9 protein-coding genes are annotated in these 14,498 nt (G+C 72.3%); 7 read left to right on the top strand and 2 right to left on the bottom strand.

All coding sequences use genetic code 11. From position 1 onward, the window contains the following. Window positions 1-39: 39 nt before the first annotated feature. On the top strand, window positions 40-1,422 hold the full coding sequence (locus tag QMQ26_RS11695; protein WP_100836081.1) for a glycine--tRNA ligase: 1,383 nt from the start codon (window positions 40-42) through the stop codon (window positions 1,420-1,422). A 207-nt stretch (window positions 1,423-1,629) separates the two neighbouring features. Here the strand turns inward: QMQ26_RS11695 and QMQ26_RS11690 are convergent, their stop codons facing one another. Further along, the gene (locus QMQ26_RS11690; RefSeq protein ID WP_282205667.1) at window positions 1,630-2,391 is read right to left on the bottom strand and encodes a hypothetical protein; all 762 of its coding nucleotides are present in this window, start codon (window positions 2,389-2,391) and stop codon (window positions 1,630-1,632) included. A 1,162-nt stretch (window positions 2,392-3,553) separates the two neighbouring features. Then, the gene (locus QMQ26_RS11685; protein WP_282205666.1) at window positions 3,554-4,132 is read right to left on the bottom strand and encodes an NADAR family protein; all 579 of its coding nucleotides are present in this window, start codon (window positions 4,130-4,132) and stop codon (window positions 3,554-3,556) included. A 2,182-nt stretch (window positions 4,133-6,314) separates the two neighbouring features. Here QMQ26_RS11685 and QMQ26_RS11680 point away from each other — a divergent pair. From QMQ26_RS11680 to QMQ26_RS11655, 6 genes are all read left to right on the top strand, one after another. Continuing rightward, a complete protein-coding gene (locus tag QMQ26_RS11680; protein ID WP_282205665.1) occupies window positions 6,315-7,508 on the top strand; it encodes a sensor histidine kinase in 1,194 nt (397 codons plus the stop codon). Beyond that, on the top strand, window positions 7,496-8,143 hold the full coding sequence (locus QMQ26_RS11675; protein WP_282205664.1) for a response regulator: 648 nt from the start codon (window positions 7,496-7,498) through the stop codon (window positions 8,141-8,143). Before QMQ26_RS11680 ends, QMQ26_RS11675 begins: the two co-directional genes overlap by 13 nt. Further along, window positions 8,140-9,027, top strand: coding sequence for a DUF4097 family beta strand repeat-containing protein (locus tag QMQ26_RS11670; protein WP_282205663.1), 888 nt, complete (start codon window positions 8,140-8,142; stop codon window positions 9,025-9,027). The genes QMQ26_RS11675 and QMQ26_RS11670 overlap by 4 nt, the downstream gene beginning before the upstream one ends. 239 nt (window positions 9,028-9,266) lie before the next feature. Further along, on the top strand, window positions 9,267-10,454 hold the full coding sequence (gene dusB / locus QMQ26_RS11665) for a tRNA dihydrouridine synthase DusB (protein ID WP_404814113.1): 1,188 nt from the start codon (window positions 9,267-9,269) through the stop codon (window positions 10,452-10,454). A gap of 566 nt (window positions 10,455-11,020) precedes the next feature. Further along, on the top strand, window positions 11,021-13,729 hold the full coding sequence (gene ppdK, locus QMQ26_RS11660; RefSeq protein ID WP_100836074.1) for a pyruvate, phosphate dikinase: 2,709 nt from the start codon (window positions 11,021-11,023) through the stop codon (window positions 13,727-13,729). Between the two features lie 219 nt (window positions 13,730-13,948). Then, complete coding sequence (locus QMQ26_RS11655) at window positions 13,949-14,482, top strand: ribonuclease (RefSeq protein ID WP_282205662.1); 534 nt, start codon at window positions 13,949-13,951, stop codon at window positions 14,480-14,482. Window positions 14,483-14,498 lie beyond the last annotated feature (16 nt).

The following is a 14,498-nucleotide window of genomic DNA, read 5'->3' as shown; positions in this document are numbered from 1 at the left end:
GCCGCGCCCTGACCGTGCCGTCGTACTGAAGAGAGCACTGTGGCCGCCGACAAGATCGACACGATCGTCAGCCTGAGCAAGCGCCGTGGCTTCGTCTACCCTTGCAGCGAGATCTACGGCGGTACGCGTGCCGCCTGGGACTACGGTCCGCTGGGAGTCGAGCTCAAGGAGAACATCAAGCGCCAGTGGTGGCGCGCGATGGTCACCGCTCGGGAGGACGTCGTCGGCATCGACTCCTCGGTGATCTTGGCCCGCGAGGTCTGGGAGGCGTCCGGCCACGTCGCGACCTTCAACGACCCGCTGACCGAATGCCTCTCCTGTCACAAGCGCTTCCGTGCCGACCACCTGGAAGAGGCCTACGAGGCCAAGCACGGCAAGCTCCCGGCCAACGGCCTGGCCGACATCAACTGCCCGAACTGCGGCAACAAGGGCGCCTTCACGGAGCCCAAGGAGTTCTCGGGCATGCTGAAGACGCACCTCGGCGTCACCGAGGACGCCGCCGGCCTGGCCTACCTGCGCCCCGAGACCGCGCAGGGCATCTTCACCAACTTCCGGGCCGTCCAGACCACCACGCGCAAGAAGCCGCCGTTCGGCATCGCCCAGGTCGGCAAGAGCTTCCGCAACGAGATCACCCCCGGCAACTTCATCTTCCGCACCCGCGAGTTCGAGCAGATGGAGATGGAGTTCTTCGTCAAGCCGGGCGAGGACGAGACCTGGCACGAGTACTGGCTCGAGCAGCGCTGGAACTGGTACGTCGACCTCGGCCTGCGGACCGAGAACATGCGCTTCTTCGAGCACCCCAAGGAGAAGCTGTCCCACTACGCCAAGCGCACGGTGGACATCGAGTACCGCTTCAACTTCGGCGGCAGCGAGTTCTCCGAGCTGGAGGGCGTGGCCAACCGCACCGACTACGACCTGACGGTGCACAGTGAGCACTCCGGCCAGGACCTCAAGTACTTCGACCAGGACGCGAACGAGCGGTACTTCCCGTACGTCATCGAGCCCGCGGCCGGCCTCAACCGCGCCATGCTGGCCTTCCTGCTCGACGCCTACTTCGAGGACGAGGCGCCGAACGCCAAGGGCGTCATGGAGAAGCGCGTCGGCATGCGGCTCGATCCGCGGCTGGCCCCGGTCAAGGTCGCGGTGCTCCCGCTGTCCCGCAACGCCGACCTCTCGCCGAAGGCCCGCGGCCTCGCCGCCGACCTGCGCTCGGCCTGGAACGTCGAGTTCGACGACGCCGGGGCGATCGGCAAGCGCTACCGTCGCCAGGACGAGATCGGCACCCCGTTCTGCGTCACCGTCGACTTCGACACCCTTGAGGACAACGCGGTGACCGTCCGCGACCGCGACACCATGGCGCAGGAGCGCGTGTCGCTCGACCAGGTGAAGTCCTACCTGGCCACCCGCCTGATCGGCTGCTGACACCGAGCGCCGCGGCGGACCGCGGTCCGCAGTCCTTCGTCCGGCCGGTGGGCCGTCCCCTTCCCGGGGGCGACCCGCCGGCCGTTCGGCGTTCGGCGTTCGGCGTTCGGGTGCCGGTGCGGGCGGCTTCCGCACGGAGCGGGCCGGTCCGCAGGACGTGACGCGGGGTGGAGCTACCGCGGTGACGGGCCTCTCGCGGGGCGCCGCTCAGCGGCGCTGGCGGGACTTCGGCCGCGAGCGGGGAGCCGGTTCGGTCGGCAGCCCCGCGGTGCGCAGCGCCGCGAACACGCTGCGGGCCCGGCTCTCCTCCAAGCCGTCGGCGGCGAACAGCAGCGTGCCGTACAGCTCCACCGATTCCTGAATCGCGGCCGCGAACTGCCCGACGTCGCTCGCCGACCGCAGCCGCACCAGCTCGCCGATCAGTTCGACCGCGGATTCCTCGTCCAGTGCCGCGGCGATCGTCGCGACCTCCTTGATCGGTCGGCCCGCCGCCTGGCGCAGCAGGTGGCGGACGTCCTCGGAGCGCCCTGTGACCCGCAACTCCTTTGACAGCTCGGCGAGTTCACGGGCCGGGGCGGAGGCCCGCTCCCACAGCAGGGTCTGTCCGTCGGCCGACTGGCCCGACCGCTCCAGGGCGGCGAGCAGCGCCGGGAGGGTCTGCGTGCTCACCGACCACAGGGCGTGGAACAGGTCGGCCGCCTCGTCCACCAGCCCGCCCTGGCGCAGTTCCGCCAGGGTGGCCGCCGCGTGCGCCGGGGAGCCGAGGGCCACCGACCGGGCCAGGTAGGTGGAGGAGCCGGTCGGTCCCTCGGCGCGCAGCAGCGCGGCCAGCCCGACCAGATCGCTCGGCGTGGTCATCAGGGCCGCCTGGCTCACGAGGCCCGCGGATTCGTGCACCGCGCCCTGCCGGTGCAGGTCGGTGATCCGCTGGGTGAGGGCGACCAGTTCGGCACCCGTCCGCGCCCGCATGCCGCCTTCCGGCGCGGCGGCCTCTGCCTGGTTCCCGAGGCCCGCGAGTCCGGTGCTGTTACTGCGGGTGCCGTTACTGCCGGGGGCGGTGCCCGGCCTGGTGGGTCCGGTGCTGTTGCGCTCCGTGCCCGGGCGGGTGGTGCTGTCGGCCCGGTGGGAGTCGATTCCGTTGCCGTGGGTGCCTGTTCTGGCCCAGGAGGTGCCGGCGGGCTCTTCCGGCCGGGCATCCGTTCCGCCGCTCCGGGAAACCGCGTCGGGCGCGTCGGCGGTGGGCCGGGATGCGGCGGTGGTGGTGCGGTCGTCGTTCTTCCGGCCGGCGCGGCGGGGGCGGCTGGCCCCGAAGCGGGCGCCGCGCGGGGGCGGCCCTCCGGCTGGCAGGGCCGCGGCCAGGTCGGCGCTGCCGGTCAGGTCCGCCGGTCTGTCGGGCGTGGTGGCCGGTTCGTGGGCGGGGCCCGATCTGCGGTCTCCGCCGAAGCGGGCTCCGGTCGGGAACGAGCGCGCCGGGGGCATCGGAGGAACGGCCGGTTCGTCCGGTCGGTGTGCCCAGGGGCCCTGGGATCGGGTGCTCGGGTCGATGCCGGGGACGGGTGCGGAACGGTCGGCCAACCGCCCCGCCAACTGTCGGTCCTCGGCTGCCAGGAGGCGGTCGCTCAGTTCGAGACAGCGGGCGCCGAGTCCTTCACGGAGGTTCTGTACCTGGGCGAGCTGTCGCACCAGTTCGGGATCGGGCTGCCGGGGCGGGCGACCGTAAGCGGGCGAGTGATCGGGTTCGTAGCCGGCCCGGACGGCCTCGGCGAGCCTGCGCTCGCGCTGTGCGGCGAACTGCCGCGCCCTCAGGAGTTCGTCCAACTCCGCCCTGAGCGTCTGGACATCGGCCGAATCCGGCCCCGAATTGCGTACGGTCATCGCGCCCCGCCCCGACCTCTCCAGGAGACCGCCCGACCGGCCTCCGAACACAACAATCTGGTGGCCATCCTGGCGCTGCCATGCGGCGGCCACGTTACGGGAGCAAGTCTTAACCTTTTCGGGACGACGATACGAGTGGCCGGTGCGACCCGGGAGGACGGCGGCGTTCACGGGTCGCGACCGACTTCCGCCCGAATCAACCCACTTGTGCGAGATGCTGGGCAACTGCCGCCCTGCACCGGCCAGTTGGTCGGGTTCAGCCCGCGAGACGCGCCCGTGCCTCCATCAGGGCGAAGCCGAGCAGGTTCAGCCCCCGCCACTGGGCGGGGTTCGCGGCCCTTTCGTCGTCGGCGGCGAGCCCGATGCCCCAGATCCGGTCGAGCGGGCTGGCCTCCACCAGAACGCGCTCGCCGGTGCGGAGCAGGTACGTGCGGAGCTGCTCGTCCTGCCTGAACTTCTCGGTGCTGCCGGCCGCCACCAGTTCGAAACGCTGCGCGACCCAGCGCTCGTCGTCGAACCCCCGGACCTGGCGCCCCAACTTCTTCGCCTCCGCAGGCGTCCGCGCCCGGAGGATACTCGGGACGATCTCCTCGTCCCCGAACAGCCGGGCCTTCCCGGCCATCATCCAGTGCTCGGCGGTGCGGTACTCGACCCCGTCGACGGTGAACGGGGAGGGCCACCACTGGCTGAGCGCGCCGGGCCCGATCTGCCCGTCCCGCTGCGGCTGGTGGCCCCAGAAATGCAGGTACTTCGGGCGCGCCCCGGACGCGACCGCGGCCGTCAGCTGCTCGCAGGTGCGTACTTCGCTGAGGGAGGGGGTCGGGTTCGTCGTCATGGCGCCATCCTCGCACCGGCCCCGCCTGCCGGGCCCTCCATTTTCCTGCGGCCACCTGCGCCGATACCCGCCCCTGGCCGAGGGCGCGGCCGCCGTTCCCGCCCTCGCCGTCCGCCCGTACGGTGGCCCCGTTCTCGTCCGCTCGTCCGCGGCAGGGCCTGCCGACCACACCCCGCACCGGCCGGCGCGACACCCGGGGCGGGGGTCGACGGCCGGCGCGTGGTCGGTGGGCGGCAGGGCGTATCGCACTATGCAGTGGTCAAGGAACGGAAGACGCCGGTGGGGAGGAACGCGTTCAGGTCGGTGACAGCGCGGGCTGTCAGGTCGTAGGCAGGGTCAGGCGGCTCCTTTCAGCTCCGGACCGGGCGGCCGTTCGAACACGCCCCGTACGGGGAGGGTGGTCAGCCCCTTCCGACGTGGGGCTGCTCGGGCGGGTGGTCAACCTCCCGCGGGGGAAGGGCGGCGCGGGCCGACCGCGCCCTGGCGGAGCTTGCGGGAACGCAGCTCCCGGAAGCAGGTCGGCCGCTCCACGGCGGGCCGCCGCAGCACGGGCCTGCGCCGCGACGAGGCGGCTGCCGCTCTCGTCACGGCGGACGGCGCGCGGTGCGCCCGGCCCGGGCCGGGCGGGCCGCCCGGGGCTCGGCCCGGGCGTGGGCCCCGGCGGTCGGTGCCCGGTCGGTCGGGCCCGCCGGACGGTGGCCCCGGTGCGCCTCCGAGGCCGCCGTGCCCCGGGGAGCGGCGGAACGCCCCGTCGCGGCGGTCGCCGGGCAGCCCCGCACGCTCCCGGCCGCGGTGACCCGCAACCGGCTCGACATCGCGGCGTACAACCGGCTCGCCGGAGACCCGGACACGATCCCCGCAGTGGATCGCGCCGTCAGCTGGATGATCTGCACTGATACTCCTTTCGTGAGGAACCCGATGGGCGGGTCGCCCGCCGGAACCGGTGCCACGGCACGACCCCGGAGCACCCCGGACCCCTGGAACATCCAGAGCCGTGGCCACCGCCCGGCCGCCGGAGCCGGACCGCCGCCCGCGCGGACGGTCCCCTTGCGGAACCCCACCGACCAGCACACGGCGGCCAGTGGCAACTCCGCGCACACCGCCATCAGCAGGGCGACCAGCAGCCCGGGCCCGTCGGCGGCCGTCGCGAGGTCGCACCCGGCGTCCGTGACCAGCAGGACACCGGCCAGCCCGGCCGGCCAGAACGGGCTCCGGCCCCGCCGCAGGCACGCGGCGGCAACCGACAGGGCCGCCGACTCGGCCACATCGAGCACCGCCCAGGGGCGGCCACCGGGCAGCACGGCCAGCAGTGCCGACCAAGGCAGCAGGACCAGCCCGCACCCCGGGAACAGCACCTCCGGCCGCAACCACCTGACCCGTCGGAGCGCACCAGCCGGCCACCCCGCCGGGACGACGCCGCCGGCTCGGGAAAGCCCGGGAGCCAACGTGCTCATGCCGCCCTCCCCGGCTCCGCGTGCTCGGCGCAGCAGGACGCCGCCGACACCTGCGCCCAACGGAACCTCCCGGCCGCGGAGGCGAACCAGAACCGGCCCGCCGTCCGTACGGCCACGGCGCCCGCCGCCCGCCGCCGCAACCCGCCGGTGAGGAAGCGCACCGGCGGGGGAGCCCCGCAGGGTGGCAGTCGGCCCCAGGCGCACACGACCGCCCCCGGCCCCGGTCTTCCGGCCGGACCGCGCCGAGCCCCGCGCAATCCGGCCGCACCGAGCGAGGACTCGACCACGACATCGAGCAGTTCGCCGTACTCGTACACCTCCATGGCCGGTCGACGGCCCGCCCGCAGATGCACCGACCACGGGCCGACCGCGGCGAACGCGCCCAACTCATCGCCTGCACAGTTGAGTTCGTGGCCACGCTCAGCGAACTCCGGGGCTGCCGCCCGAGCAGGAGAGAGCGGACCACGGCTACAACGCATCAGGTTCGTATTCGTCATGCCGTCAAGAATCCTTCGGCGCAAGGATCTTGTCGGTAGCGTGCGCTTCCGTCTTTGGGGTGTAGCCAGCTTCACCCCAAAGACGGAAGCCTGCGCCATGGAAGCCGAGATCAGGCGGCCCCTACGCTGATCCGCATGTTCCAGTCGAAGATCGACGCGCTCCCGCGCCGGGCGGCCCCGGCCACTGCGGCCCATGCGGTCACGGCTCGGGCCACTGCGGTCCGTGCCGCCGTGGCCGCGCGCACGCCGTGGTCCGCGGCCACTCGGCGGGACTCGCTCTTCCTGGCCGCCGGTCTCCCGTTCGGCCTGCCCTGCCTGATCCTCCTCGTCCTCCCGAGCGAAGCCCTGCTGCCTGGGCTCGCCCTGCTCGTGGTCCTCTTCGACCTGCTGACCGTCGCCCAGCGCAGCCGGGTCCGCGCCCTGCGCGGGCTGGAGGTCCCGGGCCGGGTCCCACCGGGCGCGGCCTGGCTGGTCCGGCTGCGCGCGGGGCTGACGTGGCGGCAGGCCGCGCACCACCTGCTGGTGGCCCCGGTGCAGGCCCTGTGCGCCGCCTCGGTGCTCGGCCTCTGGGGCGCGTCGATCGTCCTGCTCGGCTTCTTCGGCTGGGTGTGGCTGCTGCCGCCCGGCAACCCCCTGAGGGCGGCGCAGGGTTGGACGACCGAGGGTGCCGCCGTGACCGTCGGCGGCCTGCTCCTGCTCGCCGTCACGCCCTGGCTGGTCGCCCTGCTCGCCGCCGTCGACCTGTGGACGGTCCGGGTCCTGCTCGGCCCCAACCGGGCGGAGCTGCTGGAGCGCCGCGTCGAGCACCTGGCCCGCAGCCGGGTGGACGTGGTGGACGCCGCCGACGCCGAACGGCGACGCATCGAGCGGGACTTGCACGACGGTGCCCAGCAGCGCCTGGTCTCGCTGGCGATGAACCTGGGCCTCGCCCGGCGCACCCTCAAGCACCTCCCGCCCGAAGCCCTGGAGGTCATCGCCGCCGCGCACGAGGAGGCCCAGGCCGCCATCAAGGAGCTGCACGACCTGGTGCGCGGCCTGCACCCGGCGGTGCTGGAGGACCGCGGGCTCGACGCGGCGCTCTCCGGCATCGCCGCCCGCAGCCCCGTCCCCGTGCACCTCACGGTCGACCTGCCGGGCCGGATAGCGCCCACCGTGGAGGCGGTCGCCTACTTCACGGTCTCCGAAGCGTTGGCCAACGCGGCCAAGCACTCCCGAGCCTCCCGGGTCGACCTCGCCCTGCACCGGGCGGCCGACCGGCTGCGCATCACCATCACCGACGACGGCATCGGCGGGGCGGACGCCGACCGCGGCACCGGCCTCACCGGCCTGCGCAAACGCGCCGCCTCGGTCGACGGGTCATTCACCATCACCAGCCCCCGCGGGGGCCCGACCACCATCACCATGGAGCTGCCGTGCGAGCTGTGATCGCCGAGGACTCGGTCCTCCTGAGGATCGGCATCGTCAAGGTGCTGGAGAGCGAGGGCTACGAGGTCGCCGCCGCCGTGGGGGACGCCGAGACGCTGCTCGCCGCCGTCGAGGAGCACCGCCCGCAGATCGTCGTGGCGGACGTCCGGATGCCCCCGGGCTTCGCCGACGAGGGCGTCCGGGCCGCGCTGATGATCCGCCGGCAGTGGCCCGGCACCGCGGTCCTGCTGCTCTCCCAGTACGTCGAGGAGCGCTACGCGGCGGACTTGCTGGCCAAGAACACCAGCGGCGTCGGCTACCTGCTCAAGCAGCGGGTGGCGAACGTCGACGAGTTCGTGGAGGCGCTGCAGCGGGTGGCCGCAGGCGGCACCGCGCTCGACCCCGAAGTCGTCGCCCAACTGCTGCTGCGCCGCGACCGCGATCCGCTGCACCGGCTGACGCCCCGCGAGCGGGACGTGCTGACGCTGATGGCCGAGGGCCGTTCGAACGCCGCGATCGCCGAATCCCTGGTGGTCAGCGACAGCGCCGTCGCCAAGCACATCAACTCCATCCTCACCAAGCTCGACCTGCCGCCCGCCGAGGACACCCACCGCCGGGTGCTCGCAGTGCTCCGCTTCCTGGAGGTCAGCCAATGACCCGGCCCGCCCCGCCGCAGCCGCAGCCAAGGCCCGCCCCCGCGCCGGGCCGGCTCGCCCGCTGGCTGCCGGCCTCGGGGCCGACGGGCCCGCCCGCCGTGCCGGGCCCCGGCGAGCGCCGGGCCTGGCGGATCGTCGGCGTGCTGGCGCTCGTCTGCGCGCTCCTGACGGGCACCGTCGTCACGGGGGCGGCCCTCGTCCAGCGGGAGACCGCCCGGGAGCGGACGTACTTCGAGGCGATCGGGCAGCTCGACATCGACTCCGGCCCGGCCCGGGTCACCGTCCGGTCCGGTGACACCGACCGGGTGGTGGTGGCCGAACAGCTGGGCTGGGCCCTGCGCAGGCCGACGGTCGACACGCGGATCGACGCGGGCCGGATGACGGTCTCCGTCGACTGCCCGGAGGCCCGGCTCCTGCGCGGCTGCCCGGTCGTCCTGGACATACAGGTGCCGCCGTCGACCGAGGTCCACGCCCGCAACGGCTCCGGGCGCACGGAGATCGTGGACGTGACCGGCACTGTCTCGGCGGAGACCGGCAGCGGCCAGGTCCAGCTGACCAGGGTCAGCGGCCCGATCTGGGCCAAGAGCGGCTCCGGTCAGATCATCGGTACGGGGCTGGGCGCGTCCAGGACCCAGCTGTCCGCCTCCTCCGGGCAGGTCACCCTCCAGTACGACCGCCCGCCGGAATCGGTCACCACCCGCCTCGCCTCGGGAAACCTGGTCCTGGACCTGCCCGACGACCGCAGCCGGTACCGGATCGACCTCAGCAGCGACGACGGCGGCCAGACGGTCGACCCGTCCCTCCAGGACGCCGACTCCTCGCGGCTGCTCGACATCACCTCCGCCTCCGGCACCGTCACCATCGGCCGCACCGGGAAGCCCTGACCGCACCCGGGGCCGCCACCACCCAGCTCACCGACCCCAGCCCAGCGCCCCACCCCAGCCCACCGACCGCAGCTCACCCACCGCAGTCCACCCACCCGTACGCACCGGCCGTCCCCACCCGCCACAGCCCCTGGCGGAGCTTGCACCCGGCCCCGGCCCGGGCGGTCCGGCGGGTGGGAGAGAATGGAGAGTCCGGAAGCCCGACATTGGGACCCTACCCGTATGAGGATCCGCCGCGCATGACCACCACGCCCGACACCGCCCAGGCCACCCCGGCAGCACCCGGCGCACCGGAGTTCGCCCCGTTGAACATCGGGCCGATGCAGGTCTGGCCGCCGGTGGTGCTGGCGCCGATGGCCGGCATCACCAACGCCCCCTTCCGCACCCTGTGCCGGGAGCAGAGCGGCGGTCGGGGCCTGTACGTCTCCGAGATGATCACCACCCGCGCCCTGGTCGAGCGCAACGCCAAGACCATGCAGTTGATCAAGTTCGACCCGAGCGAGAAGCCGCGCTCGATCCAGCTGTACGGGGTGGACCCGGAGACGGTCGGCAAGGCGGCCCGGATGATCTCCGCGGAGGGGCTCGCCGACCACATCGACCTCAACTTCGGCTGCCCCGTCCCCAAGGTGACCCGCAAGGGCGGCGGCTCCGCGCTGCCGTACAAGCGCAACCTGCTGCGCGACATCCTGCGCCAGGTGGTCGCCAACGCGGACGGCCTGCCCGTCACCATGAAGATGCGCAAGGGCATCGACGACGACCACCTCACCTACCTCGACGCCGGGCGGATCGGCGCGGAGGAGGGCGTCTCCGCGATCGCCCTGCACGGCCGCACCGCTGCCCAGCACTATGGCGGCACCGCGGACTGGTCGGCCATCGCCCGCCTGCGCGAGTCCGTCCCGGCCGACATCCCGGTGCTCGGCAACGGGGACATCTGGTCCGCCGACGACGCGGTGCGGATGATGCGCGAGACCGGCTGCGACGGCGTGGTCGTCGGCCGCGGCTGCCTGGGGCGGCCCTGGCTGTTCAAGGACCTGGTATCGATCTTCGAGGGCGACGCCGACTACGCCCGCCCCACCTTCGGTTACGTGGCCCGCGCCATGGTGCGGCACGCCCAGTTGCTGGGGGAGTGGCTCGGCGACGAGGCCCGGGGCGTCATCGACTTCCGCAAGCACGTCGCCTGGTACACCAAGGGCTTCTCGGTCGGCTCCGAGCTGCGGGTGAAGCTCGCCGGTTCCAGCTCACTGGCCGAGCTGACCGAGACGCTCGCCCTGATCGACCAGGAGCAGAGCTGGCCGATCGGTGCCGACGGCCCGCGTGGCCGGACCAGCGGCAACAACCGGGTGGTCCTGCCCGAGGGCTGGTTGGACGATCCGTACGAGTGTGCTCGACTGGCCGAAGACGCCGAATCGGATACCTCTGGCGGATGATCTGTACGGTACGGCAGGTTCGGCTCCGTTCCGAGCCTGGCCGTGGCGTCCCGGCCGGACTGTCCAAGGTGGACAACAGGGCTCCTTGAAGGCGAATTCGGGCAACGTAGAGCGACTGATTCATCAACGGAAAGCGACGTTCGGCGTAGGAGTCGTCGGCCTGACAGCTGAGATGCGCTCGTGATGCTGGCCACATATCGTGGCGAGTGACGGCCAGTCAGTGGACTTCGCCAAGGTGTACAAGTCCGGATCGCTTCCCGAACGGACCTTCCGGCGGATCGCCGCAGCTGGCTGCAGGAAATCAAGCCGGGGAAACGTGGCGGAGCGAATGCCGTCACCGTGTGTCCGGTTCGGGTGAGCCCGATGTATCGGTGCGTTCAATTCTTGAACAAGGGCTAGCGTCACCCGGACGATTTCAGCAACGCAGGCAAACGCCCGTCCGGGCATTAGATCCGCTGGCCAACCTCCGGCTTCGCGGCTCGTACGAGCTATCCACGCCCCTAGACGGCCTTCGAAATGGGTATGTTCTCCGGCGTCAGGGCAACCGTGTGCGAGGAGAGCGACCCGTGACGGCGCAGCAGAAGTTTGTTTACTCCTTCACCGAAGGAAACAAGGACCTCAAGGATCTTCTCGGCGGCAAGGGTGCGAACCTCGCCGAGATGACCAACCTGGGTCTCCCCGTCCCTCCGGGGTTCACCATCACCACCGACGCCTGCAAGGTCTTCCTGGAGACCGGCACCGAACCGGGCTCGCTGAACGAGGAGATCACCGGCCACCTGGCCGCCCTCGAACAGCGGATGGGCAAGCAGCTCGGCCAGGCCGACAACCCGCTGCTGGTCTCGGTGCGCTCCGGCGCGAAGTTCTCGATGCCCGGAATGATGGACACCGTCCTGAACATCGGCCTCTCCGACGCCTCGGTGACCGGGCTCGCCGCCCAGTCCGGCAACGAGCGCTTCGCCTGGGACTCGTACCGCCGCCTGGTGCAGATGTTCGGCAAGACCGTGCTGGGCGTCGACGGCGAGCTCTTCGAGGAGGCGCTGGAGGAGGCCAAGCACGCCAAGGGCACCGCCAACGACCTCGACCTCACCGCCGAGGACCTGCGGACGCTGGTCGCCACCTTTAAGGCGATCGTGCTCCGGGAGACCGGCCGGGAGTTCCCGCAGGACCCGCGCGAGCAGCTGGACCTGGCGATCCACGCGGTCTTCCACTCCTGGAACGGCGACCGGGCCCGGCTGTACCGCCGGCAGGAGCGCATCCCGAACGACCTGGGCACCGCCGTCAACGTCTGCACCATGGTCTTCGGCAACCTCGGCGAGGACTCGGGCACCGGTGTCGCCTTCACCCGCGACCCCTCCACCGGCACCCAGGGCGTCTACGGCGACTACCTGCAGAACGCCCAGGGCGAGGACGTGGTGGCGGGCATCCGCAACACCCTCCAACTGGCCGACCTGGAGCAGCTCGACAAGAAGTCGTACGACGAGCTGATGTCCATCATGCACACCCTGGAGAACCACTACCGGGACCTGTGCGACATCGAGTTCACCATCGAGCGCGGCAAGCTCTGGATGCTGCAGACCCGGGTCGGCAAGCGCACCGCCGCCGCCGCGTTCCGGATCGCCGTCCAACTGGTCGACCAGGGCCTGATCGACCTGGACGAGGCGCTGCACCGGGTCACCGGCGGCCAGCTCGCCCAGCTGATGTTCCCGCGCTTCGCGCCCACCTCCGAGACCAGGCCGGTCGCGTACGGCATCGCGGCCTCGCCCGGCGCGGCGGTCGGCAAGGTGGTCTTCGACTCGTACACCGCGGTGAAGTGGTCGCGCTCCGGCGAACAGGTCATCCTGGTCCGCCGCGAGACCAACCCGGACGACCTGGAAGGCATGATCGCCGCCGAGGGCATCCTCACCTCGCGCGGCGGCAAGACCTCGCACGCGGCCGTGGTCGCCCGCGGCATGGGCAAGACCTGTGTCTGCGGCGCCGAGGAGCTGGAGGTCGACACCAAGAACCGCAAGTTCACCACCGCCGACGGCCAGGTCGTCCACGAGGGCGACGTGGTCTCCATCGACGGTGCCAACGGCAAGGTGTACCTGGGCGAGGTCCCGGTGCTGCCGTCCCCGGTGGTCGAGTACTTCGAGGGCACCCTGCACGCCGGTGCCGACGTCCAGGGCGGGCTGGTCCAGGCCGTGCACCGGCTGATGTCGCACGCCGACGGCCGCCGCCGCCTCGCGGTGCGCGCCAACGCCGACAACGCCGAGGACGCGAACCGCGCCCGCCGGTACGGCGCCCAGGGCATCGGCCTGTGCCGCACCGAGCACATGTTCCTCGGCGAGGAGCGCCGCAAGGAGGTCGAGCACCTGATCCTGGCGGACAACGACAAGGACCGCGAGACCGCGCTGTCCAGCCTGCTGCCGCTGCAGAAGGGCGACTTCCTGGAGCTGTTCCAGTCGATGGACGGCCTCCCGGTGACGGTCCGGCTGCTCGACCCGCCGCTGCACGAGTTCCTGCCCGACATCACCGAGCTGTCGGTGCGCGTCGCCCTCGCCGAGGCCCGCAAGGACCCGAACGAGAACGACCTGCGCCTGCTCCAGGCCGTGCACCGGCTGCACGAGGCCAACCCGATGCTCGGCCTGCGCGGCGTCCGGCTCGGCCTGGTGATCCCCGGCCTGTTCGGCATGCAGGTCCGGGCGATCGCCGAGGCCGCGGCCGAGCGCAAGCTGGCCGGCGGCGACCCGCGCCCCGAGGTGATGATCCCGCTGGTCGGCACCGTCCAGGAGCTGGAGCTGGTCCGCGACGAGTGCGAGCGGGTGCTCGCCGAGGTCGCCGCCTCCACCGGCGTCACCCTGGACATCAAGCTCGGCACCATGATCGAACTGCCGCGCGCCGCCGTGACCGCCGGTCAGATCGCCGAGGCCGCCGACTTCTTCTCCTTCGGCACCAACGACCTGACCCAGACCGTGTGGGGCTTCTCCCGTGACGACGTCGAGGCCTCCTTCTTCACCGCGTACCTGGAGAAGGGCATCTTCGGGGTCAGCCCGTTCGAGACCATCGACCGCGACGGCGTCGGCGCCCTGGTCAGGAACGCCGCCGAGGCCGGTCGGGCCACCCGTCCCGACCTCAAGCTCGGCGTCTGCGGCGAGCACGGCGGCGACCCCGATTCGGTGCACTTCTTCCACGAGGTGGGGCTGGACTACGTATCATGCTCTCCCTTCCGGATTCCGGTGGCGCGCCTGGAGGCAGGCCGCGCCGCCATCGAGACGGCGGGCAGCGACTCGCGCTGACACGAAGCAGCGCGGTTCACTGACCGCACCCCTCCGAAGGGGAGGGGCGTACGGCGGAGCTCGGCGCAGGAGAGCCGCCGTACGGGAAGCAGCCGGGGTGGGAACGGACAACGGCGTCCGTTCCCACCCCGGCGGCGTTTCCAGGGTCCGGGCCGGGTCGGGTCGGGCCGGGCGCGTGCCGTGCGCCGTCCGGGTGAGCCGGTGCGGCAGGCTGGGGCCATGAACAGTCGAAACCGCCTGATCAGCCTCCTCGCCGTGGTCCTCCTCGGGATCGCGGCCGGAGTCGCCGCCCTGCTGAACGGCGGGAACGGCTCGGACGGCGCGGGCAGCGCGAAGTCCCCGGCCACCGCGTCCGTCACCGCCGGCACCGGCGCCACCGCCACCCGCAGCGGTGCCGCGAGCGCGCCCAAGCCCTCGGCCCCGGCCAAGTCGCCCACCGCCCAGGGCGGCTGGGTGCCCACCAGTTCGGCGCTGGCCGACGTCTGCCGCAGCAAGCTGCCCGCGCAGGCCCTCGACACCCTCGGCCTGATCGCCCGGGGCGGCCCCTACCCGTACCGCTCGGACGGTGTCGTCTTCGAGAACCGGGAGAGCCGGCTGCCCCGTCAGGGCAGCGGCTACTACCACGAGTTCACCGTGGTCACGCCCGGGTCGGACGACCGCGGGACCCGGCGGATCGTCACCGGCGGTGTCGGCGAGCAGTACTGGACGGCCGACCACTACGCCACCTTCCAGGAGATCGACCCGCGCTGCTGAGGAGCCCGTTGACGGT

It is taken from the genome of Kitasatospora fiedleri (genome assembly GCF_948472415.1).
GTDB lineage: Bacteria > Actinomycetota > Actinomycetes > Streptomycetales > Streptomycetaceae > Kitasatospora > Kitasatospora fiedleri.
Note: the sequence above shows the minus strand (reverse complement) of the source record. Positions and strands in the feature narration are given on the sequence as shown.